General features: G+C 67.3%; 23 protein-coding genes and 2 pseudogenes. 4 read left to right on the top strand and 21 right to left on the bottom strand.

Annotated features, from left to right (window positions below; translation table 11 throughout):
* Positions 1–13: 13 nt before the first annotated feature.
* The 17 genes and pseudogenes from ACIQCS_RS02535 to ACIQCS_RS02455 form a co-directional block, all read right to left on the bottom strand.
* Complete coding sequence (locus ACIQCS_RS02535) at positions 14–964, bottom strand: phosphoglycerate dehydrogenase (protein ID WP_345850860.1); 951 nt, start codon at positions 962–964, stop codon at positions 14–16.
* Entirely contained in the window at positions 961–2,031 is a 1,071-nt protein-coding gene (locus ACIQCS_RS02530) for an AroB-related putative sugar phosphate phospholyase (cyclizing) (RefSeq protein WP_345850859.1), read from the bottom strand. Before ACIQCS_RS02530 ends, ACIQCS_RS02535 begins: the two co-directional genes overlap by 4 nt.
* Positions 2,024–2,713, bottom strand: a complete 690-nt coding sequence (locus tag ACIQCS_RS02525; protein WP_345850858.1) for an SDR family NAD(P)-dependent oxidoreductase — start codon at positions 2,711–2,713, stop codon at positions 2,024–2,026. The genes ACIQCS_RS02530 and ACIQCS_RS02525 overlap by 8 nt, the downstream gene beginning before the upstream one ends.
* Positions 2,714–2,758: 45 nt before the next feature.
* Entirely contained in the window at positions 2,759–3,388 is a 630-nt protein-coding gene (locus tag ACIQCS_RS02520) for an SIS domain-containing protein (protein ID WP_294049670.1), read from the bottom strand.
* On the bottom strand, positions 3,385–4,434 hold the full coding sequence (locus tag ACIQCS_RS02515; RefSeq protein ID WP_345850855.1) for a Gfo/Idh/MocA family oxidoreductase: 1,050 nt from the start codon (positions 4,432–4,434) through the stop codon (positions 3,385–3,387). Before ACIQCS_RS02515 ends, ACIQCS_RS02520 begins: the two co-directional genes overlap by 4 nt.
* 1 nt (position 4,435) lies before the next feature.
* Positions 4,436–5,440, bottom strand: coding sequence for a class I SAM-dependent methyltransferase (locus tag ACIQCS_RS02510; RefSeq protein ID WP_345850854.1), 1,005 nt, complete (start codon positions 5,438–5,440; stop codon positions 4,436–4,438).
* Positions 5,437–6,204 carry a 3-deoxy-manno-octulosonate cytidylyltransferase gene (locus tag ACIQCS_RS02505; protein ID WP_345850853.1) on the bottom strand — a complete coding sequence of 256 codons (768 nt, stop codon included), beginning with the start codon at positions 6,202–6,204 and terminating at the stop codon, positions 5,437–5,439. The genes ACIQCS_RS02510 and ACIQCS_RS02505 overlap by 4 nt, the downstream gene beginning before the upstream one ends.
* Positions 6,201–6,977, bottom strand: a complete 777-nt coding sequence (locus ACIQCS_RS02500) for an aldolase/citrate lyase family protein (RefSeq protein WP_345850852.1) — start codon at positions 6,975–6,977, stop codon at positions 6,201–6,203. Before ACIQCS_RS02500 ends, ACIQCS_RS02505 begins: the two co-directional genes overlap by 4 nt.
* Positions 6,967–8,769, bottom strand: coding sequence for an ABC transporter ATP-binding protein (locus ACIQCS_RS02495; RefSeq protein WP_401529968.1), 1,803 nt, complete (start codon positions 8,767–8,769; stop codon positions 6,967–6,969). Before ACIQCS_RS02495 ends, ACIQCS_RS02500 begins: the two co-directional genes overlap by 11 nt.
* A gap of 16 nt (positions 8,770–8,785) precedes the next feature.
* Positions 8,786–9,913 (bottom strand): DegT/DnrJ/EryC1/StrS family aminotransferase, encoded by a 1,128-nt coding sequence (locus ACIQCS_RS02490; protein ID WP_345850849.1) that lies wholly within the window; start codon positions 9,911–9,913, stop codon positions 8,786–8,788.
* 1 nt (position 9,914) lies between these two features.
* A pseudogene (locus tag ACIQCS_RS02485) lies at positions 9,915–10,064 on the bottom strand (DapH/DapD/GlmU-related protein); the annotation flags it as partial.
* A 66-nt stretch (positions 10,065–10,130) separates the two neighbouring features.
* A pseudogene (locus ACIQCS_RS02480) lies at positions 10,131–10,325 on the bottom strand (N-acetyltransferase); the annotation flags it as partial.
* 31 nt (positions 10,326–10,356) lie between these two features.
* Positions 10,357–10,764: an FdtA/QdtA family cupin domain-containing protein gene (locus ACIQCS_RS02475; RefSeq protein ID WP_345850846.1), complete on the bottom strand. Its 408-nt coding sequence runs from the start codon at positions 10,762–10,764 to the stop codon at positions 10,357–10,359.
* A complete protein-coding gene (rfbA, locus tag ACIQCS_RS02470; RefSeq protein ID WP_294049679.1) occupies positions 10,761–11,645 on the bottom strand; it encodes a glucose-1-phosphate thymidylyltransferase RfbA in 885 nt (294 codons plus the stop codon). The genes ACIQCS_RS02475 and rfbA overlap by 4 nt, the downstream gene beginning before the upstream one ends.
* A 232-nt stretch (positions 11,646–11,877) precedes the next feature.
* Positions 11,878–13,068, bottom strand: coding sequence for a glycosyltransferase family 4 protein (locus tag ACIQCS_RS02465; protein ID WP_345850843.1), 1,191 nt, complete (start codon positions 13,066–13,068; stop codon positions 11,878–11,880).
* An 18-nt stretch (positions 13,069–13,086) separates the two neighbouring features.
* Complete coding sequence (gene rfbB / locus ACIQCS_RS02460) at positions 13,087–14,163, bottom strand: dTDP-glucose 4,6-dehydratase (RefSeq protein ID WP_345852074.1); 1,077 nt, start codon at positions 14,161–14,163, stop codon at positions 13,087–13,089.
* A 28-nt stretch (positions 14,164–14,191) separates the two neighbouring features.
* On the bottom strand, positions 14,192–15,469 hold the full coding sequence (locus ACIQCS_RS02455; RefSeq protein WP_401529965.1) for a sugar transferase: 1,278 nt from the start codon (positions 15,467–15,469) through the stop codon (positions 14,192–14,194).
* Between the two features lie 249 nt (positions 15,470–15,718).
* On the opposite strand from ACIQCS_RS02455, the gene ACIQCS_RS02450 reads away from it, so the two are divergent.
* A complete protein-coding gene (locus ACIQCS_RS02450) occupies positions 15,719–17,521 on the top strand; it encodes a hypothetical protein (protein WP_345850839.1) in 1,803 nt (600 codons plus the stop codon).
* A 72-nt stretch (positions 17,522–17,593) separates the two neighbouring features.
* On the opposite strand, the gene ACIQCS_RS02445 is transcribed toward ACIQCS_RS02450, so the two are convergent.
* The 3 genes from ACIQCS_RS02445 to ACIQCS_RS02435 form a co-directional block, all read right to left on the bottom strand.
* Positions 17,594–18,184 (bottom strand): FKBP-type peptidyl-prolyl cis-trans isomerase, encoded by a 591-nt coding sequence (locus ACIQCS_RS02445; protein ID WP_345850837.1) that lies wholly within the window; start codon positions 18,182–18,184, stop codon positions 17,594–17,596.
* Between the two features lie 93 nt (positions 18,185–18,277).
* Positions 18,278–18,484 (bottom strand): 30S ribosomal protein S21, encoded by a 207-nt coding sequence (rpsU, locus tag ACIQCS_RS02440; RefSeq protein WP_010545388.1) that lies wholly within the window; start codon positions 18,482–18,484, stop codon positions 18,278–18,280.
* 146 nt (positions 18,485–18,630) lie between these two features.
* On the bottom strand, positions 18,631–19,197 hold the full coding sequence (locus tag ACIQCS_RS02435; RefSeq protein WP_345850820.1) for a DUF3617 family protein: 567 nt from the start codon (positions 19,195–19,197) through the stop codon (positions 18,631–18,633).
* A 91-nt stretch (positions 19,198–19,288) separates the two neighbouring features.
* On the opposite strand from ACIQCS_RS02435, the gene ACIQCS_RS02430 reads away from it, so the two are divergent.
* The 3 genes from ACIQCS_RS02430 (at position 19,289) to ACIQCS_RS02420 (ending at position 22,858) form a co-directional block, all read left to right on the top strand.
* Positions 19,289–20,578 carry an MFS transporter gene (locus tag ACIQCS_RS02430; RefSeq protein ID WP_345850818.1) on the top strand — a complete coding sequence of 430 codons (1,290 nt, stop codon included), beginning with the start codon at positions 19,289–19,291 and terminating at the stop codon, positions 20,576–20,578.
* Positions 20,579–20,847: 269 nt separating this feature from the next.
* Positions 20,848–21,588, top strand: coding sequence for a response regulator (locus ACIQCS_RS02425; RefSeq protein ID WP_280278166.1), 741 nt, complete (start codon positions 20,848–20,850; stop codon positions 21,586–21,588).
* 4 nt (positions 21,589–21,592) lie between these two features.
* The gene (locus tag ACIQCS_RS02420; RefSeq protein WP_345850816.1) at positions 21,593–22,858 is read left to right on the top strand and encodes an ATP-binding protein; all 1,266 of its coding nucleotides are present in this window, start codon (positions 21,593–21,595) and stop codon (positions 22,856–22,858) included.
* A gap of 289 nt (positions 22,859–23,147) precedes the next feature.
* Here ACIQCS_RS02420 and ACIQCS_RS02415 read toward each other — a convergent pair whose 3' ends face one another.
* Entirely contained in the window at positions 23,148–23,537 is a 390-nt protein-coding gene (locus ACIQCS_RS02415) for a response regulator (RefSeq protein ID WP_345850815.1), read from the bottom strand.
* Positions 23,538–23,601: the final 64 nt, after the last annotated feature.

The raw sequence follows: 23,601 nt of genomic DNA, 5'->3' as shown, positions 1-23,601 counted from the left end.
CCGGCGGGTACGCTCAGGAAAGCCAGCCCGGCTCGGGCAGGGCATGATCGTCCAGCCCCTCGATCGCCGCCATGCCCATCGCGAAGATCGCCTCGCGCGCGCTGCCGCCGATATGCGGAGTCGCCAGGAAATTGGGGAGATGCAGCAACTCGGTGTCCGTCGGCGGCTCGCTGGCGAAGACGTCGAACGCCGCGGAAGCGAGCGGTCCGTCGCGCAGCGCGTCCTTCAATGCCACCTCGTCGACGATACCGCCGCGGGCGCAGTTCACGAGCACGCTGCCCGGCTTCATCGCCGCGAGCTGGGCGCGCCCGATCATGCCATGCGTGCTCGCATCGTGCGGCACATGGAGCGTGATCACGTCGCTTCGCGCGATCAGCTCGTCCAGCGAGACCGCGCGCACACCCTCGGCAGCGTAGAATTCCGCATAGTCGACGATGTCATGGGCAATCACCGGGCAGCCGAACGGCTTGAGCAGCCGCACCACTTCCTTGCCGACATGGCCGCAGCCGACGATGCCGACCGTGCGCCCCGACAATTGCCCGCCGACATGCTGACGCCAGGTGCCGGAAAGCACCTCGCGGTGCGCAGCCGGCACATGGCGGAGCATCGCGATCGCGAAGGAGACGACCAGTTCCGCGACCGAGCGCTTGTTGACGCCGCCGGTCCAGCCGATCCGCTTGCCCAGCCGCGCCATCGCGTCGAGATCGATCATGTCGAGGCCGACGCCATATTTGCCGATCACTTCAAGATCGGGAAGCCGGGCGAGGATCGACTCGTCGATCTTCTCGAGCGCGGTGATCGCCTTGTTGTGCCCTTCGAGGAAGGCGACCAGGCCGTCGCCGGACAGGCTCTGCCCGGCATCGTTGAAGGTCACATTGGCATAGCGCGCCAGCAGCGCCTCGCGGAGCGCCGGATCGCGCGAGAAGGAACGCGAGCAGACCGCGACTTTGTCCTGGGTGTTCACGCCGCCAGAGCCTCCAGCGCGGTTGCGCACTGGGCGCGGAACGTCTCGTCGGGCGGCACCTGGACGCGCTCGATCCTGGCCTCCTCGCCGGTCGGCAGGATCACCACCAGCCGCGTCGAAGTATTCTTCTTGTCCTTCATCAGCGCGCCGAGCAGATCGTCATTGGCGATCGGGAAGCTGCCGAACTCGGCGAAGTTCTTCCGGAGCACCGGGAGCATGCGCCGGCGATTCTCCTCGGAGGTCAGCCCGCGCTGGACCGCGATGTGGTTCGCCATCGCCATGCCCATCGTCACCGCGATCCCGTGCGGCACGCCGAACCCGGTCGCCGCCTCGATCGCATGGCCGAAGCTGTGGCCATAGTTGAAGATGTTGCGGACGCCGCGATCCCACTCGTCGATCTCGATATAGCGCTGCTTGATGAGCAGGGCGCTGCGGATGAAGCGCGCCAGCACCGCGCGATCGGTGGTCAGCTGATCGAACTCCGCCGCCAGCCGATCGAAGCTCTCGGCGCCGTCGATCGCATGGACCTTGATGATCTCGCCGATGCCCGATCGCACATCGACCGGATCGAGCGTGTCGAGCAGGCCCGCATCGATCACGATCTTCGCCGGCGGGTTGAAGGTGCCCAGGATGTTCTTGGTCGCGCCGAGATTGACCGAGCTCTTCGAGCCGATGCACGAATCCGCCTGCGCCAGCAGCGTGGTCGGCACGAAATGCCAGGTGACGCCGCGCATCAGCGTGCTGGCGATGAAGCAGGTGATGTCCTGGATGATGCCGCCGCCGATCGCCAGCAGCACATGGTCGCGGCGGATCTTGTTCTCGACCAGCCGCTCGATCACCGGAATGATCCGCTCGATCGACTTGTTCTCCTCGGTCGCGTCGATCAGGATCGTGGTCGACAGCGACAGGATCGGGGCCAGCGCCTCGGGATAGAGCCGCGCCACCCTGGCATCGACCAGCGCATGCGTCTCGCCCGCCAGCAACTGCCCGGCATGGCTGCGCAGCGCCGCGTCGAAATGGACTTCGTACGGGCCCTTGTAGGACTGGATCGTCAAACTCTCAGGCACGCGCGAAACCTCCGTCGATGGCAATATTCTGCCCGGTGACATACTTGTTGGAAGGGCCGCCCAGCCACAGGACCAGCCCCGCGACGTCCTCGACAGATCCCATGCGCCGCGCCGGCACCATCGCGGTGAGCGCGGCGATGCCGTCCTCGCCCAGCACGCGGCGCGTCAGCTCGGTATCGGTGAAGCCCGGCGCGACGCAATTGGCGAGGATGCCGTCCGCGGCATGCTCGACCGCCAGTGCCAGGGTCAGTCCGTCGATCGCGAACTTGCTGGTGGAATAGGATGCCCGATATTCCTTGCCGATCTTTCCCCAGATCGACGACAGGCTGACGATCCGCCCCCAGCCCCGCGCCTTCATGCCCGGAATCGCCGCCTGGCAGAGCAGGAACGGCGCCACCACGTTGACCTGCTGGATGCGCAGGAAATCGGCGGGATCGATCTCGGCGAACGGCGCGATCTTGTTGATGCCGGCATTGTTGACGAGCACGTCCGGCGCGAGCCCGCGGACGGCCCCGGCGCAGGCGCGCGTCTGCTCCATGTCGGCGAAGTCGGCGACGAGATATTCGTGACAGGCATCGTCGCCCGCGCCATCGCCCGAGGTACGCGTGCCCACGACACGCGCGCCCTCGGCCCGAAAGGCGAGCGCGATCGCGCGGCCGATGCCGCGCGATGCGCCCGTCACCAATACGGTCTTACCCTCCAACGGGATGGCCGCCCCCTCTTCCGATCAGGCGGCGACGGCCTGCTGCTCGGCAGCGGCCGCCACGACGATGCGCATCAGATACGCGCCGACAAGATGGTCGAGGATCATGTGCGCGTCCTCGGCCGGGCCATATTCCTTCATGCCGGTGGGCACGTGCACGCCCTGATCGGCCGCGCCCTTCATCTTGCCGCCGTCGAAAGCGGTGATGGCGACGGTGCGCATGCCGGCCGACTTCGCATGCTCGAAGGCCTTGAGCAGGTTCGGCGAATTGCCCGAAGCGGAGATCGCGACGACGACGTCGCCCGGCTTGCCGAGCACCTGGAGCTGGCGCGAGAAGATATCCTCATAGCCGAAATCATTGCCGATCGCAGTGATGATCGCATTGTTGTCGGTCAGCGCGAGCGCGCGGAACGGCTTGTCATAGGAATTCGAGCCGATCGCGATGTCGTTGGCGAAATGCGAGGAGGTCGCCGCGCTGCCGCCATTGCCGATGAAGAACACGGTCGCACCGCGCTCGCGCGCGTCGAGCAGCGTCTCGATGAACGCACCGATCTCCGCCCGGTCGATATTGGCGAGCACGGTAGTGAGATACTCGAGATACGCACCAGCGAAAGCCACCGGATCCTTGGTGAAGATGCGATCGACGTTATTCATAACGAATACTCCTCAGGATTGGTGATCCCATAGCGGGCGCGCCACGCGGGGTCAGCATAATAGATTCTGTAAACCAGCTGCATCGTGCGGAAAGCGTCCTCGGAAGAGCCGCTCTCGATCGGCCCGTCTTCCAGGATGCTTCGCGCGAAAGCCGCGATTTCCTCGTCCCAGGACGGATCCCGGTTGTAGCGGGTCTGCTGCTCCTTCGGGTCCCCGTTATCAGATTCGGGATTTGCCGTCACTACCGTGAGGGTTTCGGCACCGTAACTCTTGGAGCCGGAAAGGATTCCGCCAAGGACGACGCTGCCCTTCTCCAGGTTCACGTCGAGATGGAAACGGTGGCGCCACTGCGTCGCCGACGAATTGAGCATGCCGACCACGCCGCCATCGGTGCGCATCAGCGCATAGGCATTGTCCTCGACGTCATAGCCCCAGGTGGCGTTGGAGATGTAGCTCTGCACCTGCGTGAACTCGCCGGCGAACAGCCGCATCAGGTCGACCATGTGCACGCCCTGATCGAGCAGCACCCCACCGCCCGCGACTTCACGCTTCGTGCGCCAGTCGGGCTGGTTGAAGGTGATCAGCTGCGACTTGCCGTACACGCCGCGCATGTTGATGATCCGGCCCAGCGCGCCCGACTGGATCAGCTTCAACGCATCCTGCACGCTCTCGTGATAGCGGTGGTTGAAGCCGTACATCAGCTTGAGCGCCGGGTTGGCGCGCTCGGCGGCGATCACGCGGCTGATATCGTCCAGGTCGCGGCCCGGCGGCTTCTCGCAGAAGACGTGCAGCCCGCGCTCCAGCCCGGCGATGGTCACTTCCGGAGCAATGTCGTTGGTGAGGCAGACGATGAGGACGTCCAGATCCTCCTCGAGCAGGGTGCGATAGTCGTGGAGCAGCTTCACGCCGTCCTTGACGCCGCCTTCCGGCGGCAGCACCCGGTCGCAGACCGCGACGACGCGCATGTCCGGATGCCGGTCGATGCAAGCATGGCGGCGCTTTCCGACCACGCCATAGCCGGCGATGCCAACTTTCAGTTCGGCCAACTCAATTCCCCCAATTTTCAGGCCGGCGCCCGATGACCCAGCAGTGCGAGCTCAGGCGGTTGTCCGCCAGGAAGCGCTGGAACGCCGCCGCGCGCCCATCGTCCGCGAGCAGCTCCGACAGGAAGCGCTGCCCGTCGAGGATGGTCGGATCCTTGGCCGCCGCATTGCGCACGATATCGACGTCGAGCTGCCCCGGCGTGGTCACCGCCACATCGGCCAGCCCCGCCCGCGCGAACAATCGCTCGAACCCCGCGACCGACAGGAAGTTGATATGGTGCGGCGGGAAGATCGCATTCGACTTCTCCCACAGCGTCTGGATGTCGAAGCCGTCGACTCCCAGCGTGCTCACGAAGACGAAACCACCCGGCCGCGCGAGGCTGGTCAGGGTGCGAAGGAAGTCGAGCGGCTGGTAGACATGCTCGAGCACCTCGAAACAGGCGACGAGATCGGCGACCCCGTCATAGCCGACGACATTCTCGGCGATCTCCTCGACCACCTCGAAGCCCTTGGCCCGGCACTCCGCGGCAAGATGCGCCGACGGCTCGACCGCGATGCAGCGCGCCGCCGGATGGCGCTTGCGCCATTCGTCGAGGAAGATGCCGAAACCGGCACCGACATCGACGATGCTCTCCACCGGCTGCCCCTGCACCTCGCAGATCGCGGCCAGCCGCTCGACGCGCGGGCGGAAGATCTTCTCGCGGCGCACTTCGGCGACCGCCGGAAAGAACACGTCCGACCAATAGTTGGAGGATTCGGAATCGCGGTAGAAGGCCTCGAACGCGCCGATCGAGGGACGCGGCGACTGATAGAGCGTGCCACAGTCCCTGCACTGCGAATAGGCGAAGCCGTTCTTCTCCAGCGCCGGCACCGCATCTTCGCTGCCGCAGCCGACGCACGGAATCGCCAGGCGCTCCTGCCCCGCCGGGAAGCAGCGATCGGCATCCTGGGCGCTCAGCTCGTAATAGCGGCGCGCCAGGGCCTCGGGGCGGATATCCTCTTCCCTCATTGCAGATAGCTGGCGAGCAGCGGGTCCTTCGCCAGCAGGTCCTCGGCGGTGTGCAGCTCGCCCTCGGTGTCCACGCCGAGCATGATCGCATCGGTGGGAACCATGCGGATCGAGCCGCCGGCTTCGAGCACCCGGTTCATGTCCACCGATTCCGCCTGCTCCAGCGGGCTCTCCGGCGTGGCATTGAACTTCAGCAGCACGTCGCGGCGGAAGGCGATCGCGCCGATCTGCATATAGCGCGGCGCACCCGCCCCGCCCTTCCAGGCCGAGGGAATCGCCTCGCGCGACATATAGAGCGCATCCATGTTGCGATCGACCGCGACCTTGACGTTGTTGACGTCGCGGAAGGTCTCGTCGTCGCGGATATGCGCCATGATGTTGACGATCTCGACCTTGGGATCGTCGAAATGGCGGATCATCGCTTCCACGTCATGCGGCTGAATCAGCGGCTCGTCGCCCTGGATCATGATGACCACGTCGATCGTCTCGCCGGTCTCGGCCTCGATCTTCTCCAGCGCCTCCGCCGTGCGGTCGGTCGCGCGATTATGGGTGTCGGCGGTCATCACCACCGCACCGCCGATCGACTGCACATAGTCGGCGATCACCTCGTCACAGGTGGCGACATAGGTGGCGGTGAGGCCGGGCGCCATGCGGGTGCGCAGATAGCAATGGCCGATCATCGGCATGCCGTGCAGCTTCGCGAGCGGCTTGCCGGGGAAGCGCGTTGCCCCCATCCGTGCCGGCAGGACGGCAATCACGTTCATTTGTCCAATTCCTCGATCAAGCTGGTTCCGAAGCGCGCGGCGACATCGAGCATGCGGATGTCGACGCTATAGGCGATGAAGCGGTGCCCGGCCGCATGCGCCTTGCGCAGCCCCTCCGCGCCGGGCTCGACGACGTGCAGGCCCGAAGTCTTGCCCAGCCGCGTGGCGGTGGCGGCGATGCGCGCCATGGCCGCCACGAAGTCGGGATGATCGAACTGGCCGGGCAGCCCCATCGAGGCGGAAAGATCATAGGGGCCGATGATGAACGCGTCGATTCCATCGACCGCGAGGATCTCCTCGAGCGCATCGACCGCGTCGATATGCTCGATCTGCGCGATCACGATCGGGCCGCCGCGCGCCTGCCAGTCCAGATAATCGCGGAAGGTGGCGCCATAGCCCTGCGCGCGCGCCAGGCCGACGCCGCGGATGCCGGCGGGCGCATAGCGCGTCGCCGCGACCGCCTTGCGCGCCTCCTCGGCGCTGGTGACCATCGGCACGACGATGCCGTGCGCGCCGGCGTCCATCACGCGCTTGATCTGGTCCGGATCGTTCGACGTGAGCCGCACCAGCGGCGAGACGCCGCACAGGTCGATCACGCGGATCATGTCGCCCGCGACATCGATCGAAGTGACGCTGTGCTCGAGGTCCACCACCAGCCAGTCGAACCCGGCAAGCGCAAGGATCTCGGCGATCGCGACGGAGGGGAGCGTGAGCCAGGAGCCGATCGCGGTTTCCCCGGCCGCAAGCTTGGCCTTCAGACGCTCATTCTTCATCGACGACCTCCTCGAAGCGGCCCGATGCCACAATGTTCCCGTCTTTCAAACGGTAAATCACGTCGCAATCGCGCACCGTCGTCATGCGGTGCGCAATGACGATCAGCGTCTTTTCGCCCCTTACACTCCGGATTACTTCAGTAACGTGACGCTCGGTTTCCGCGTCCAGCGCCGAAGTCGCCTCGTCGAGCACCAGGATCTGCCGATCCATGTAGAACGCCCGCGCCAGGCCGATGCGCTGGCGCTCGCCGCCGGACAGGCGGACGCCGCGTTCGCCCAGCGAAGTGTCGAGGCCCTGCGGCAGCTTGTCCACCAATTCGGCCAGCTGGGCCGAGCGCAGCGCTGCCATCACCCGGTCGCGATCGATCCGCTCGGGCGGCACGCCGAAGGCGACGTTGCGCGCCACCGAGCCGTCGACCAGGAACACGTTCTGGGGGATATAGGCGATCTGATCGACCCAGTTGTTCCAGCCATAGTCCTGGATCGGCGTGCCGTTCACCCGCATCGTGCCGCTGTCGAAGCTGTGCAGGCCGAGCAGGATGTCGACCAGCGTCGTCTTGCCCGCGCCCGACTTGCCGATCAGCCCGATCGACTGGCCCCGCGCCAGGGCGAGGCTGATCCCGTCGATCGCCGGACGATCGGCGCCGGCATAGCGATAGCTGATCTTCTCGATCTCGAGCCGCTCGAACGGCGCGGGCCGCTTCGCGCCCGCCGCCTCCGTCACGCCCCGGTCCGCCACGCCTTCGATGCCGCGCAGGTCGTCATAGAGTTCGTCCAGCGCATAGGCGCAATAGTGCATGCTCGCGAGCGAGGAGCTCACCTGCGAGATGCCGGGCAGGATGCGCAGGCCCGCCGCCGCGAACATCGCCAGCGTGGCCATCAGCGCCTCGCCGCTGGCGCCGCTCAGGATCACGAAGGTGGAGAACAGGATCACGAAGAGGACGATCACCGTTTCCATCAGATATTTGGGCAGGACCAGCAGCGCGTTGAAACGCTGCTGCGCCACCGCGTTGATGTCCGATGCGTCCGCGACTTCCTGATAGAAGGGCCCCTCCGCCCGCAGGACGCGGATCTCCTTGATGCCGCCAATGCCTTCGTTGACGCCCCGGATCACGCGCTCGTGGTTCACCGAGACGACGACGCCCGCCCGGTTCACGATGGGCCGCACATAAAGCACGTAGAGCCCAAGCGACGTGCCCAGCATGATGCCCAGGCCAAGCGTGGCGAACCAGTTCACCCAGAGCAGGAACAGCGTCAGCGTGAACACCATGATCCCGTCCGCCACCAGGCGAAGCGACGGGATCAGCAGGTCGTCCGACATCGTCTTGGTGTGCGCGGTGATCGTCTGGATGAAGGCCGAGCTGTTGCGGTTCAGATAGAAGCTGTACGGCATCCGCAGATAGGCGTTCATCAGCTTTTTCACGGTCTCCGCGCGGAAGCGGAAACTCAGGCCGAGCAGCCGCCACTGCACGAGATAGGCCGCCACGCCCTTCAGCGCCGTGAGCACCGCCAGGGTTCCGCCGATGGCCAGCAGCTGCGATTGCACGGTGTACAGGCCGAGCCGGTCGAAGAAATGCACCAGGGCCGGAACCCGCTGCAACGCGCCGGGATTGAGCAGCGCACCGACAAAGGGGCCGATCAGGCCGATGGTGATCGTGTCGAACAGCGACACGCCGATGAACAGCACCAGCGTGCGCGCCAGCCGCCCGCGATGATCGGCGAGGACATAGAGATATTTGCGGAGGAACGGCACGCCGGCACTCGGCCGCGTGCCCGCGCCGCCCTTCGTCATGGAGCCGGTTGCCATCTCAGCCGACCGTCAGCCCGTTGACGGCGGCGATCACCCGATCGACCTGCGCGTCGGCCATGCCGGGCCAGAGCGGCAGGCTGAGGACCTCGCGGCTCATCGCCTCGGCGATCGGATAGGAATTTCCCGCGAAGGACGCACCGGCATAGGCCTGCTGGTGGTGAGGCGGGATCGGGTAATGGATCAGCGTCTGCACGCCGCGCTCGGCGAGCTGCCGCTGGACCTGGTCGCGCGCGGCGCTGCGGACCACGAACAAGTGCCAGACATGCCCCTCGCGCGGGCCCGGCTCGGGCAGCGCCACCGCCGGATTGCGCATCTCGGCCAGATAGCGATCGACCACCCTGCGCCGCGCCTCGGTATCCGCGTCGAGCCGAGCGAGCCTGGCGGAAAGGACCGCGGCCTGGATCTCGTCCAGCCGGCTGTTCACCCCGAGATACTTGTTCTCGTATTTCCGGTGCGAACCATAGTTGCGCAGCGCCTGCAGCATCGAGGCGAGGTCGTCATCGTCCGTCGCGATCGCGCCGGCATCGCCCAATGCTCCCAGATTCTTGCCCGGATAGAAGCTGAACGCCGCGGCATCGCCCCAGGCGCCGCAGATCCGGCCGCCGATGCGCGCGCCGTGCGACTGGGCGCAATCCTCGAGCAGCAGCAGCCCGTGCTCCTGCGCGATCGCGCTCAGCGCCGGCATGTCGGCGACCCGGCCATAGAGATGGACCGGCAGGATCGCCCGGGTGCGCGGCGTGATCGCCTGGCGGACCCGCTCGGGATCGAGGTTGAAGCTCGCCGGATCGGGCTCGACCGGCACCGCGACCAGGCCGTTGCCGGTGATCGAGAGCGTCGTCGCGATATAGGTGTTGGACGGGACAATCACTTCGTCGCCCGGCTGGAGCCGGCCGAGCTCGATCCAGGCGCGCAGCGCGAGGTCCAGCGCATCGAGCCCGTTGGCGACGCCGATCACGTGCTTGACGCCGCAATAGTCGGCGAAGCGCTGCTCGAACGCCTTCACTTCGCTGCCAAGGATGAACCAGCCGGAATCGATCACCCGCTCGCAGGCCGCGAGCAGTTCGGGCCGCATCGCGGCGGTCACCGCCTTGAGGTCGAGGAAGGGAACCGTGATCTCAGTCGACATAGCGAATAACTCGTGCGGGATTGCCGATCACCACGGCGCGCGCGGGAACGTCGCGCGTCACGACCGAGCCGGCGCCGATCATGGCGCCCTCCCCGATCACCACGCCCGGAAGGATGGTCGCGTTGGCGCCGATCGAGGCGCCGCGCTCCACGGTGATGCCCTGGAACGCCTCGGGATATTGCTTCGAGCGCGGCAGGGGATCATTGGTGAAGGTCGCATTTGGGCCGACGAACACTTCGTCGGCGAGCCGGGTGCCGTCCCAGAGATATACTCCGGACTTGATCGTCACATTGTCGCCGATGACGACGTCGCGCTCGATGAAGCAGTTCGCGCAGATGTTGCAGCCCTTGCCGATCCGCGCGCCCGCCAGGATGGTGACGAACTGCCACACCCGGGTTCCCTCGCCGATCATGTCGGACTGGACATCGGCCAGACGGTGGATCTCAGCCACGGACCAGCGCCTCCCATGCGTCGCGCCGGCGAATATAGTCCGCCTCGTCATAGGGCAGGTCGGCGAGCACCAGCAGCACGCAATCCTCGCTGAAATCATGCATCTCGTGCCAGACCATCCGATCGATCAGGATGCCCTGCGCGGCGGTATCGAGGATGAAATCCTCGCTCCGGCCATCGGGCCAGGCCATCACGAACCGGCAGCTGCCGGCCACGCAGACCGCGAACTGGCGCGTGCGGTGATGGGCGTGGAAGCCGCGCGGCAGATCGGACTGCAGGCCGGTGACGAAATAGATGCGCTCCACTTCGAACGGCAGGTCGCGCGCCACCTCGATCACGCCCAGGGTGCCGCGCGGATCGGGAAAGGTGGAGATCGCCTTCAGGGGCGAGGCTTCGGTCACGAGAGCCGCTCTTCGTGCAGGATGTCGCCCAGATAGCGGCCATAGGGAGTCTTGGCCAGCCGCGCCGCGCATGCGCCCAGCTCCGCGTCGGACAGCCAGCCGTTGCGCCAGCCGATCTCTTCCAGGCAGGCCACCTTGAATCCCTGCCTTTCCTCGATCGTGTGGACGAACTGCCCCGCCTCCATCAGGCTGCGCTGCGTTCCGGTGTCGAGCCAGGCAAACCCGCGCCCGAGCAGCTCGACCGACAGGTCGCCGCGATCGAGATAGGCCTGGTTCACCGCAGTGATCTCAAGCTCGCCGCGCGCCGACGGCTTCACGGCCTTGGCGATCTCGACGACGTCGTTGTCGTAGAAGTAAAGCCCCGTGATCGCATAGTTCGAGCGCGGATGGGCGGGTTTCTCCTCCACCGACCGCACGCGCATCTCCTTGTCGAACTCGACCACGCCGAAGCGCTCGGGATCGGCGACCTTGTAGCCGAAGATCGTCGCGCCGGCGGCTTGCTCCGCCGCCCGCTGGAGCATCGGAGTGAAGCCGCGACCGAAGAAGATGTTGTCGCCGAGCACCAGGCTAACCGGGTCCGCGCCGATGAACTCCTCGCCGAGCAGGAATGCCTGGGCGAGCCCGTCCGGGCTGGGCTGGACGGCATAGGAGAAGCGCGCGCCGAACTGGCTGCCGTCGCCCAGCACGCGCTTGAACGCGGCCTGGTCCTCCGGCGTGGTGATGATCAGTATCTCGCGCATGCCGCCCAGCATCAGCACCGACAGCGGATAATAGATCATCGGCTTGTCATAGACCGGGAGCAGCTGCTTCGAGACGCCCAGCGTGAGGGGGTGCAGCCGGGTGCCGGATCCGCCCGCGAGGACGATGCCCTTCCGGCTCATCGGCCGATTTCCCCGATCCGGTTGAACGGCCCTGGCGACGGGATCCGGATCCATCGCGCCCTGTGAATCGCCACGCTCGCCCCCTACAACGCGAGGCCGCGATCGACAGGCCGCGCAAACGGCGTGCCGGCCTGGGCCCTGCGAAATTCCATGTTCGCCTGCGGCCTGCGTTAGAAGACCGATTCCGTATCCGCAAGCGCAAGCTTGGCGGTCCATGGCGGCTCTGCCACCGCTAGTCTCCCCGCGCGGTCGCCGCGATCGAGGCCGCCATTGCCCGGCTGATCTCGGTACGGCGATAGCGCGCGATGAACCCGGTCCTGTCAGGCACGGGCGGGCGGGCGGGCAGGCCGCGCACCGCGGCGACCAGGCCCGCCACGTCCTGCGGCGGGAACACCGCCGAGTCCGGAAGCTCGGTCCGGACGAAATCCGCGGCCACGCCGCCGAGCCCGGCGATGATCGGGCGCCCGATCGAGCCATATTCGAAGAGCTTCGAAGGCAGCACCTTGAGGAAGGCGTCATAGGCGTTGAGATGGACCAGCAGCGCGTCGGCGCGGTGATAGGCGTCGAGCAGCTCCGCGCGCGGCACCGGCGGATGGATGTGCACGTTGGTGAGGCCGAGCCGGGCACAGGCTTCCCGCAGCTGCGGCATGCGCCCGCCATCGCCATAGATCACGAAGTCCGCCTCGTCGCGAAGCTCGGCGGCCGCCAGCGGAAGGATGTGATGGATCCCCTGCCCCTCGCCGACATTGCCCGCGTACAGGATCCGCGGCCGGCCGGCATGCGAAGCGCCGTCCGCCGGCATCGGCTTCACTGCCTCGCTCGCCTCCAGGAACAGCGGATCGATGCCATTGGTGAACAGCTCGAACTTCTTGTCCGGATAGCGCTCGCGGAAATAGGGAAGAAAGCCCGGCGACACGAGGTTGATCACCGAGGCGCGCCGGATCGTATACCGCTCGCAGGCCCGCAGCACCGGCGACAGCAGCCGGAAGAGGCGCGGGTTGAGCACGTCCTTCATCGTGTCGACGAAGATGTCGCGTACGTCGAGATAGAGGGGCTTGCCCGCCCGCGCGGCCACGGTCGCGGCCAGCAGCGCCGTGAAGAGGCGGCTGGTGGTGGCGAACACCGCGTCGAACTCGGCCTTCCGGGCGTGGCGGCGGGCGCCGAACGCGAAGGGCAGGAACGTGCGGATCTGCGAGGCCATGCCCCCGCTGTGCGCGGGCACCGCGAACCGGCGGATGAGGAGATTGTCGTGGCGACGCTCCTCGGCCGGCGCCTCGACCGCGTGGCTCGCATAGCGATTGGGCTGGCTGGTCAGCACCTCGACCTCGGCATGCTGCGACAGCGCGTCCATCAGCGAAGTGGCGCGAAAAGCCCCCGCGGACAGGTCCGGCGGGAAATAGAAGCAGAAGGCCAGGATCTTCATTGCCGGTACGGACCCGCTTCAGGCCGCCGGCTGCACGGCATGCCCGAGGCGATCCCCCGAATAGGTGCCGCTCCGGATCGGCTCCCACCAGTCCCGGTTGGCCAGGAACCAGTCGACGGTCCTCGCCAGGCCGGTCTCGAAGCTCTCCTGCGCCTTCCAGCCCAGCTGCGTCTCGATCTTGCCCGGGTCGATGGCATAGCGCCGGTCATGGCCGGGACGGTCGCTGACGAAGCGGATCAGGGCGCGCCGCGACGGCACGCCCGGCAGCGGCACCCGCGCATCGAGCAGGTCGCAGATCGCCTCGACGACCGCCAGGTTCGTCCGCTCCTCGCGCCCGCCCACATTGTAGCTCTCGCCCACCCGGCCGCGCGAGACGACGAGATTGAGCGCCCGCGCATGATCGTCGACATACAGCCAGTCGCGGACATTCTCGCCGCGCCCATAGACCGGCAGCGGCTTGCCCTCGAGCGCATTGAGGATCGTCAGGGGAATCAGCTTCTCGGGAAAATGATAGGGCCCGTAATTGTTCGAGCAGTTCGAGAGCACCACCGGCAAGCCATAGGTCTCGTGCCAGGCGCGCACCAGATGGTCGGACGCCGCCTTGGTCGCCGAATAGGGCGACGAGGGCTGATAGGGCGTCTCCTCGGTGAACACGCCGGAATCGAAGGGCAGATCGCCGAACACCTCGTCGGTGGAGACATGGTGAAAGCGGAACGCCGCCCGCTTGTCCTCGGGCAGCTCGCGCCAATAGCCGAGCGCCGCGTTGAGCAGCCGGAAGGTTCCGACGACATTGGTCTCGACAAAGGCGCCCGGGCCATCGATCGAGCGGTCGACATGGCTCTCCGCGGCGAGATGCATCACCGCATCGACCTTCTCTTCGCGCAGGATCTGGCCGACCAGCGCCACATCGCCGATATCGCCCTGCACGAAGCGATAATTGTTGCGCCCTTCCCAGGCCCGCATCGTCGCGCCGCTGGCCGCATAGGTCAGCTTGTCGAGATTGACCACGCGCGTGCCGGCCTCGCCCAGCAAGTTCCGACAAACGGCCGAGCCGATGAAACCCGCCCCGCCAGTCACCAACAAGGTCCGCAAAATACTCTCCGTTAGACGCGCGGCGAAACGCTTATTTCGATCCGAAGCCGCTGAAGACGATACCAATGGTCCGAAGCGCGATCAGCGCATCGAGCCAGGCGGAGAAGTGCTTGATGTAATAGAAATCATAGTGAAGCTTCAGCCGCGCGTCCTCGAGCTCGGCGACATGCCCCTGGTTCACCTGGGCCCAGCCGGTGATGCCCGGGCGCACGATGTGGCGATAGGCGTAGAAGGGCAGCTCGCTCTCATACCATTCGGAGAGCGGGATCGCCTCCGGCCGGGGGCCGATGACACTCATATGGCCGCGCAGCACATTGAGGAACTGCGGCAGCTCGTCGATGCGGGTCCGCCGCAGGAACCGGCCGACCCGGGTGATGCGGTCGTCATCCTCACGGGTCATCGCCTGGCCACGCGCATCCCCGGCATCGCCCGCGGGCCGATGGCGCATCGTCCGGAACTTCAGCACGTCGAAATGGCGCCCGCGATAGCCCATGCGCTTCTGGCGGAAGAATATCGGGCCGGGCGTGTCGAGCCGGATCGCCAGGGCGACGAGCACGAGCGGCACGAGCAGCAGCGGCAGCACCAGCAGCGAGCAGGCGATGTCGATCAGGCGCTTGATCTTGCGGAAGGCCATGTTGGGCAGCAGCGAGCCGAAGCTGTTCTCCGACAGATGCTCGATCTGCACGCGCCCGGTGAGGGACTCGCGCAACTGCTTGGTGTGATAGACCGGGCGGCCGGAGATCGCCGCCTGCGCCAGCATCCGCTCCCATTCGGGATCATGGTCATGCCGCAGGTCGGCGACGATCGCGCCGTCCGAATCCCCCAGCGGCAGCACCGGCTCGCGCAGCACGACCCAGTCGATGCCCGGCGTGTCGTGCACGATCCCGGTATGGCCGAACGGCACCAGGTAGAAATGCCTGCGGCCGGACGACTGGGCGACATGGTTGGCAATGAACGAGAAGGCGATCGAGCCGAGGAAGCCCGTCGTCAGCATCAGGCCGCTATAGCTCAGGCGCAGCGCGAGCAGCACGGCGACAACCACGCCGAACGTCATCGCATAGGCCGGGATGATATAGGCGAAGCCGCGAGTGCCCGGGAACGCCGTCACGCGGCGATGGAGCAGCAGCGCGGTGACGGCGGCGCCGAAGGAGCAGAAGGCGCTGTACCAGATGCTGCTCTCGCCCCCGTCCCAGTCGCCCTTCCAGACCACCGACTGCCAGACGATGGCGAGGGCAATGGGAAGCAGCAGCGAGGTTACCGCGATGCCCAGACCCTGGAAGGTCAGCGAATCGAGGAAGCGGTGCTTCACTCGCACGGCTCTTTCACGCGACATCAGCATAATATTGGTTCCGTGGATCCCCATCACGCCCCAGCATCTATCGCATCCGCCGAAACTCTCGTCTGGCGGCCCGCCCGATTGCAGCTAGATAAGATACCATATGAAGTCCATCCCGCCGATGGACGGAACGGCCCGAAAATTTGCCGAGACGAAACCGCCCCTTGCGCCCTATCTACGCTCGCGCCCGGTTCCGGCCGGGCTGGTCTGCGGGAGTATGCAATGCCGAATGGGTTCAATCGCCGCGAAGCGCTGGGCACGCTCGGCGGGCTGGGTGCGCTCGGCGGGAGCGTGCTCCCGATGGGTGCCGCGGCCGCCGCGCAACCCCAATCGCAAGGCCTCCGGCCCGATGCGCATGGCGACATCACCCCGCAGGAGTTCGGGGCCACGCCCGACACGCCCGACGCCACCGCCCCGATCGAGGCGATGCTGCGCGCGATGCGCGAGAGCGGGCGGCTGCGCGCCAGCTGGCCCTATGGCAAGTACCGGGCCACCCAGCTGCGCTTCGACACCATGGGCGCGATCCACCGCTTCGACGGCGCGCTGCTCGTCGGCATCGCGCAGCAGCGCACCGCCAGCCTGGTCGACCTGCGCGGCGGGCACAGCTGGATCAACGGCCTGCGCCTCGCCGGCGGGTTCAGCCACAACTATGTCTGCGGCCTCCATCACTATGCCAACGACCTGCGACAGGTCTATCCCGGCTATCTCGACCTCACCGACCTCCAGGTCGAGGGATTCGACATCGGCGTGGCGGTCGGCGCGCTGCCCGATCAGCGCGCGATCGCCAACCAGCAGGCCAGGGTGCAGGACGGCGAGGCGATCGACGCGCCGCTGTCCGAGCTGGTCTACACCAATCCGCGCCTGACCAACTGCCCGCGCGGCTTCTACATGCGCCAGCCCAACGGCAAGGTCACGATCCTGGGCGGACGCATCCACAGCGAAAGCAGCATGTGGAAAGGGTACGACACCAGCCGGACCTTCGCGCTGGCGGTGGAAGACGCGGGATCCGAGCTGGCGATGATCGGCGGCACGCTGGAGCATGTCCAGGGCGCCACCGGCACGCTCGCCCGGGTGACCGATGGCCGGGTCGTGCTCGCCTCGGTGATCGTCGAGACCACGGTGCCGAGCTATGTCGACGGCACCGGCGTGCTCGTGATCGAGAACGCGCTCAACAACGGCATCAACTCGAACGAACGCGCCTATCTCGAGGTCGGCCCCGGCGCGACGGGCAGCTTCACCATTACGCACAGCCCGATCCGCTATCCGCCCGGGCGCGCCGTGCCGGCCGGCGCCGCGGCGGTAGTGACATCGGTCGCCGGTCCCGGCGGCGGCTTCAGGCCGCGACCCGACTTCGAATGCCTGTTCGACAATGTCGAGCTTTCCGACATCGCCTTCGCGTTCGGCGGCGCCAGATATCTGCCGATCGTCCGCGGCGTGCAGGCCAGCTTCCGCAACTGCACCATCACCTCGCTGGACCGGTTCGGCCGGCGCGCGCAGCTGCTCCGCCTCGACGATGGCCCCAACCTGCTGACCGGCGCCGTCGATCTGACCGGCGCCTCGATCCCGCCCTTCCCCGGCGCCACCGGCCAGTCGGGCGGCGGCTGGAGCTTTGCCGGAACCGGCGCCGGTGCCCGGTGCGGCGGGCAACCCGGCGAGCAGGTGCCCGGTGCCGGCGCCGGAGGCGGCATCGCGCTGCGCCTGGCCCCGTCCGCCGGCAGCGAGGCGCGGGCATCGAGCGGCCGGGCGCCGGTCAAGCCCGGCAGCGTCAACCTGTTGCGCGGCATGATCCGCACCGGCGCCGGCGCGGCCCGGATCGGGATCCGCGCCCGTTTCCAGACCTTTTCGGGCGCCCCGTCCAACGCGCCGGTGGCGGAGCTGTTCGCGGGGCCGCAATCGGAATTCGGGCCGGAATGGCAGCCGCTGATGCTGGCCTTCCTGCCGCCGAAGGACGCCTCGTTCGTGTCGCTGGAGCTGGTGGCCAGCGCGGGCGCCGAGCTGCTGCTGGCGAATCCGAGCCTGCGCTGACCCGGCAGGGCCGGAAACGAAAACGCCGGCGGAGCGATCCGCCGGCGTTTCGATGTTCGGTAGGGGAAAGGCTCAGCGCCCCTCGGGCCCGCCCGGCGGCGGACCGCCCTGCTGCTGCTGCTGCATCATCTGCTGCTGGAGCATCATCTGGCGCAGCTCGGCCGCCGGGATGATCTGCTTGATCTCGAGATCGAACTGCAGGAGCTTGCCGTAGAGCGGATGCTGGGAACCCGCCTTCTCATAAGCGAGATTGGCCGGGATCCAGACGCGCAGCTTCGAATCCTTGCTCATCATCTTGAGCGCTTCGTCGAAGCCGGGGATCGCGCCGCCCACCGGCAGCCGGATCTCGCCCGCCGGCTGGAAGATGGTGCCGTCGCGCAGCGTGCCGACGGTCCAGACGGAAACCCCGTCGCCTTCCTGCGCCTTCGGACCGGTGCCTTCCTTGAGCACCTGATACTGGAGCCCCGACTCGGTGGTCCGCACGCCGAGCTGCCCCTTGTTCCAGGCAAGGAACTGCGTGTCGTCGCCCTTGACGGCAACGGGCGCACGCGTGCCGGTCCAGGCCAGCGCCACCGCGACGGCGATCGCCAGCACCAGCCCGGCCCAGAGCCAGACCTTGTAGCTGCGCTTGACGGGCTGGAGCGGAACGGCGGTCACGGACATGCTATGAGCTCCAGGCACAGGTAGCCAGCTACCCGAAAGTCAGAAAAGTCACGACAGCATCGCACGCGGCCCGTGCAATGCCCTGTCGCGAAATCAACGGGCGCTGTCGCGCTCCATGCGCTTGCGCTCGAGCTTCCGCGCGCGGCGAACCGCGGCGGCACGCTCGCGGGCGCGCTTCTCGCTGGGCTTCTCGTAGTGACGGCGAAGCTTCATCTCGCGATAGACGCCCTCACGCTGCAGCTTCTTCTTGAGCGCGCGCAGCGCTTGGTCGACGTTGTTGTCGCGAACGATGATCTGCATAAACCCGTCAGTGCTCCGGTCTTCAATTCAATAGAAAAGGGTTCGCCGGAACGCGGGGTTGCGGCGTCGTGGCGGCCACCTAACAGCGCAATTCCGATTTTTCAAGCGCGAACAGGCTCCAGCCCCGTAATGATGCGGCGAGCCGCTCAGGCGGCCGGCTGGCCCTGGCAGAGCCCGAGCCGCTTGCCATAGACGCGCAGCCGGATCGCGGCATAGCCGGGCTGGCCCTTCTCGCCGCTCTTCTGGTCGACCGTCACGTCATAGGCCTGCTTGCCCATGGTGCCGGCATAGAGGAGCGTGGTCCTGGCGCCGTTCGCCTGGGTGCACTGGATCTCGACGTCGAGCCTGCCGCCCTTCTGCACGAAGCGCGGGAAAGTGCAGGTGCCGGCGACCTTTTCGAGATTCTCGATGTCGAGCGGCTTGAGGTCGCTCGCCGTCTGGCACTTCACGGCATGGCGCTCCTGCTTGCGCACCGCCGCCAGCTGGTCCGCCTTGTCCGGCCCGTCGGCGAACTCGGCGGAAATCACCTGCATGCCCGAATCCCAGGTGCCCGGCTGCATCAGCATCTTGGAGTGCGCGGCCTTGGACAGGCCCGCGACTTCCTTCATCGAGGCGTTGCGCACCTCGAACTCGCCCGTGGCGGCGGCTTCGCGCTCCGCGGCGGACTGGCAACCGGCAAGGGCGAGGGCGCCGACGAGCAGGATGGCACGCATTTTCCGAAAGATCCCTCTCCAAAATTCGCGGCGACACTCAGCCGATATCGCGGCCAAAGACAAGCGCGATTCCTGACGGCATAGTGACGCGATGACAGCAGCCGACACCGCCACGCCGCCGCCGCGACACCGCCTGCGCTCGATCCTGGGGGGATCGGCCGGCAATCTGGTCGAATGGTATGACTGGTATGCCTATTCGGCCTTCACGCTCTATTTCGCGCCGCACTTCTTCCCCAAGGGCGACCAGACCGCGCAGCTGCTCAATGCCGCGGCGGTGTTCGCGGTCGGCTTCCTGATGCGGCCCGTCGGCGGCTGGCTGATGGGCATTTACGGCGACCGCTATGGCCGCAAGGCCGGGCTTACCCTTTCGGTGACGCTGATGTGCGCCGGATCGCTGCTGATCGCGGTCACGCCCGGCTATGCGACGATCGGCGTCGCCGCGCCCGCGCTGCTGGTGCTCGCCCGGCTGATGCAGGGCATCTCGGTGGGCGGCGAATATGGCGCGAGCGCCACCTATCTCTCCGAAATGGCCGGCAAGCGGCATCGCGGCTTCTGGTCGAGCTTCCAGTACGTCACCCTGATCTCCGGCCAGTTGGTGGCGCTGCTGGTGCTGCTGGTGCTGCAATCCATGCTGAGCGAGGCCGCTCTCGACGCCTGGGGCTGGCGCATCCCCTTCCTGATCGGCGGGGTGCTGGCGGTGATCGTCTTCTGGCTGCGGCGCCGGCTGGCCGAAACGGAAAGCTTCGAGAAGCGTGGCGGCGGCCAGTCGAGCATCTTCGCGCTGTTCCGGCACCATCCGCGCGAGGCCGGGCTGGTGATGCTGCTCACCGCGGGCGGCACGCTCGCCTTCTACGCCTATTCGATCTACCTGCAGAAATTCCTGGTCAACACCTCCGGCTTCGACCGGGCCACCGCCGCGCAGATCAACGCCGCCGCCCTGTTCGGCTTCATGCTGATCCAGCCGCTGGCCGGCGCGCTGTCCGACCGGATCGGGCGCAAGCCGCTGATGATCGGCTTCGGCGTGCTCGGCGTGCTGCTCACCTGGCCGATCTTCACCACGCTGGAGAGCGTGCGCAGCCCCATGCTCGCCTTTCTGATCATGCTGGGGGCGCTGGCGATCGTGACCGGCTACACCTCGATCAACGCCGTGGTGAAGGCGGAGCTCTTCCCCGCGCATATCCGCACCCTGGGCGTCGCCCTGCCCTATGCCGTCGCCAATGCGCTGTTCGGCGGAACGGCGGAATATGTCGCCCTGTGGTTCAAGGACGCGGGCTGGGAGCGCGGCTTCTACTGGTACGTCACTGCGATGATCGGCGTGTCGCTGGCCACCTATCTGGGCATGCGCGACACCGCGAAACATTCGCGGATCCTCGAGGATTGATGGTTATTGCTAATCATTAGCATGATCTTGCCGCCCTTGTCGTGTCGCCATCCCCGCGCAGGCGGGGTCCAGGGGTGATGGAGCGCTCCCCCAGGCGACCCGGGATCGCGCCTGCGCGGGACGGCGGGGCAGGAACCGGGACGACAGGGTAGGGATCGGGCGCGAGAGGCGCCCCGACCCTTGCGGCGCTCCCCTTCCCGCTCTCCATATGTTTCGGCGCATTGCAGCCCTGCAATACCAGCGTTAGGCTCGCCCCCGATCACCAGTGGATGCTGCAAGACGCATTAGCCTTGGACCTCGAGACCCGCCTGCTGATCGTCGACGACGATCCCGGTATCCGCGAGCTGACCGCGGCTTTCCTGTCGCAGCATGGCTATGTGGTCGACACGGCTTCGGGCGCGACCGAGATGCGCGCGCTCGCGACCCGGCACGATTATGCGCTGATCGTCCTCGACGTGATGATGCCGGGCGAGGACGGGCTCGCCATCCTGCGCTCGATGGACCGCGAGACCGGCCCCGCGGTGATCCTCCATTCCGTGATCGGCGAGGATATCGACCGGATCGTCGGGCTGGAGATGGGCGCGGACGACTATGTGCCCAAGCCGGCCAATCCGCGCGAACTGCTGGCGCGGATCCGCTCGGTGCTGCGCCGCAGCCATGGCGACCGGGCCGCGCCGGCGGCGGTGCCCACCCGCGCCTTTCTGCGCTTCGCCGGCTGGCGGCTGGACCCGGTGGCGCGCCAGCTCTGGGATCCGGACGACGTGATCATCAACCTGTCCGACGGCGAGTTCCGGCTGCTGCTCGCCCTGGTCGAGCGGCCCCGCCGGGTGCTCACCCGCGACATGCTGCTCGACTTCTCGCGCGGCCCCAATGCCGAGCATTTCGACCGCGCGATCGACGTGCAGATGAGCCGCCTGCGCAAGAAGCTCGCGCGCCCGGGCTCCGAGGACCTGATCCGCACCATCCGCAACGAAGGCTATATGTTCGTCGCCGAAGTCACGGCCAAGTGATCCCGTGACCCGGCGTTCGATCACGGTTCCCATCGTCCTGCTCGTCATCGCCGCCGCCCTGATCGCGACGACGACGCAGTTCACGATCATGTTCAACGGCCCGCCGCCCGGGCCGGGGCCGCTGCCGCTGGCCCGCGTCGCCGAGGCGCTGCGCACCGGCATCGTGCCGCCCACCGCCCGCGCCCGGATGACGGTGACCCGGACCAACGAGGACAAGTTCGGCCGCCAGGACGAGCGCCCCTCCCCCGCGCGCGACGCGGCGATCGCCCGGCTGATGGAGGTGCCGGCCGAACGCATCCACGGGCTCTACCAGCTCCCGGCGCGCGATCCCGAGCAGGACATGCGCGGCAGCTTCACCGTGGCGATGGAAAACGGGAATGGCTGGATCGTCGCATCCAGCGTGTACCGCCCGACCTTCACCCGCTGGCACCTCGCCCGGCTGCTGGGAATGCTCGGGACGCTGCTGGTGCTTTCCCTCCTTGCCTGGGCCGTGGCGCGCCGCATCTCGCGGCCGATCCGCGACCTGGCGGGCGCGGCGACCCGGGTGCGACTGGGCGCGCGCCAGCCGATCCCGCAAAGGGGGCCGCGCGAAGTGCACGAACTCGCCCTCGCGCTCGATTCGATGCAGGAGCGGATCCTGCTCGAGGCCGAGAACCGCAGCGCGATGCTGGGCGCGATCGCCCATGACCTGGGCACGCCCCTGTCGAGGATCGCCTTCTGGGTCGAGCAGCTTCCCGACGCGGCGAGGCTGCGCGCCGAGGCGGACATCGAGGAGATGCGCGCGATGCTGAAGGCCGCGCTGGCCTTCACGCGCGACGGGCGGGACGGCGCGTCGCATGCAAGGCTCGACCTGGGCAGCCTGATCGAGAGCCTGGTCGACGACCTTGCCGCGGCGGGCAAGCCGGTCAGCGTCGAGGCGGGGCCGCGCGCGGTGGTGCGCGGCAATTCGGCGGCGCTGCGGCGGCTGTTCGCCAACCTCATCGAGAATGCGGTGCGCTATGGCGAGCGCGCGCGGCTGCACTGGAGCCTGGGCGAAGGCACGGTGGACGTGCTGGTGGAGGACGACGGACCCGGCTTCGACCTGGCGCGTGCCGAGGCGCTGTTCGCACCCTTCGTGCGCGGCGAGACCTCGCGCAGCCGCGAGACCGGCGGCACGGGGCTGGGGCTCGCCATCGTCCGCTCGGTCGCCGAGGCGCATGGCGGCACCGTGACGCTGGAGAATCGCCTGGGCGGAATCGGCGGGCGGGTACGCGTGCGGCTGCCGACCTGAGCCTCCGCCGGCGGGCGGCGGTACCGGCGCGCCAACTCGATCGACAAAGGCGTTTATCCCCTCGGGACAAGGAGTGCCCGATAGCCGTCATCCCCGCGCAGGCGGGGATGACGGGCGTAGTTTCAAGCGCTTGTTTGGGTTCTCACCCTGGATTGGGAACTCATATTCCTCCTTCGTCACCCCGGCCTTGCGCCGGGGTCCCGCTATCTCGGCCGTGCAGGAAGCAGCGCAATCCCGGCGCAAGGCCGGGATGACGGTAGAAAATCAGATACTTGCTTGGGTTCTCAACCTAAAGGATCACGCCCCCGCCGCCGCGGATCGCGAGCACGCGGCCGATCGAATCGAACAGCGCGTCCATCGCCACCGGCTTGAACAGCACATCGTCGGCCCCGATCGCGAGGCAGCGCTCGCGCAGGTCCACCGCGGTATCGGCGGTGACGACGATGATCGGCAATTCCCCCTTCGCGTCGCCCCGCGCGCGAATGCGGCGGATCGTCTCGAAGCCGTCCATGCCGGGCATGCGCAGGTCGACGAGCACGACGTCGAACGATTCCGCGTCGAGCATCGCCAGGCCCTCTTCGGCCCAGCTCGCCTCCGCCATCGTCGCCCCCGCGACGTCGAGCATGTCCTTCACGACCCGACGGTTCATCGGATCGTCCTCGATGAAGAGGATATTCATGCCCGTCCGCCCGTGGCGACCGGTTTCCCCGAGATGCGCGCGACCGTTTTTTTCATGTCCGGTG

Source organism: Sphingomonas sp. NPDC092440 (assembly GCF_044754985.1).
In the GTDB taxonomy this organism is placed as follows: Bacteria; Pseudomonadota; Alphaproteobacteria; order Sphingomonadales; family Sphingomonadaceae; genus Sphingomonas.
The sequence above is the reverse complement of the archived record's forward strand: the minus strand, read 5'-3'. Positions and strand labels throughout refer to the sequence as shown.

Bases quoted from the DNA above. Each gene is read 5' to 3' on its own strand.
- ACIQCS_RS02520 (WP_294049670.1), bottom strand. From the start codon at position 3,388: ATGAATAACGTCGATCGCATCTTCACCAAGGATCCGGTGGCTTTCGCT.
- rpsU (WP_010545388.1), bottom strand. From the start codon at position 18,484: ATGCAGATCATCGTTCGCGACAACAACGTCGACCAAGCGCTGCGCGCG.
- ACIQCS_RS02415 (WP_345850815.1), bottom strand. From the start codon at position 23,537: ATGAATATCCTCTTCATCGAGGACGATCCGATGAACCGTCGGGTCGTG.
- ACIQCS_RS02445 (WP_345850837.1), bottom strand. From the start codon at position 18,184: ATGTCCGTGACCGCCGTTCCGCTCCAGCCCGTCAAGCGCAGCTACAAG.
- ACIQCS_RS02465 (WP_345850843.1), bottom strand. From the start codon at position 13,068: ATGAAGATCCTGGCCTTCTGCTTCTATTTCCCGCCGGACCTGTCCGCG.
- ACIQCS_RS02510 (WP_345850854.1), bottom strand. From the start codon at position 5,440: ATGAGGGAAGAGGATATCCGCCCCGAGGCCCTGGCGCGCCGCTATTAC.
- ACIQCS_RS02435 (WP_345850820.1), bottom strand. From the start codon at position 19,197: ATGCGTGCCATCCTGCTCGTCGGCGCCCTCGCCCTTGCCGGTTGCCAG.
- rfbA (WP_294049679.1), bottom strand. From the start codon at position 11,645: ATGAGCCGGAAGGGCATCGTCCTCGCGGGCGGATCCGGCACCCGGCTG.
- ACIQCS_RS02450 (WP_345850839.1), top strand. From the start codon at position 15,719: ATGCCGAATGGGTTCAATCGCCGCGAAGCGCTGGGCACGCTCGGCGGG.
- ACIQCS_RS02490 (WP_345850849.1), bottom strand. From the start codon at position 9,913: ATGTCGACTGAGATCACGGTTCCCTTCCTCGACCTCAAGGCGGTGACC.
- ACIQCS_RS02500 (WP_345850852.1), bottom strand. From the start codon at position 6,977: ATGAAGAATGAGCGTCTGAAGGCCAAGCTTGCGGCCGGGGAAACCGCG.
- ACIQCS_RS02495 (WP_401529968.1), bottom strand. From the start codon at position 8,769: ATGACGAAGGGCGGCGCGGGCACGCGGCCGAGTGCCGGCGTGCCGTTC.
- ACIQCS_RS02430 (WP_345850818.1), top strand. From the start codon at position 19,289: ATGACAGCAGCCGACACCGCCACGCCGCCGCCGCGACACCGCCTGCGC.
- ACIQCS_RS02425 (WP_280278166.1), top strand. From the start codon at position 20,848: ATGCTGCAAGACGCATTAGCCTTGGACCTCGAGACCCGCCTGCTGATC.
- ACIQCS_RS02505 (WP_345850853.1), bottom strand. From the start codon at position 6,204: ATGAACGTGATTGCCGTCCTGCCGGCACGGATGGGGGCAACGCGCTTC.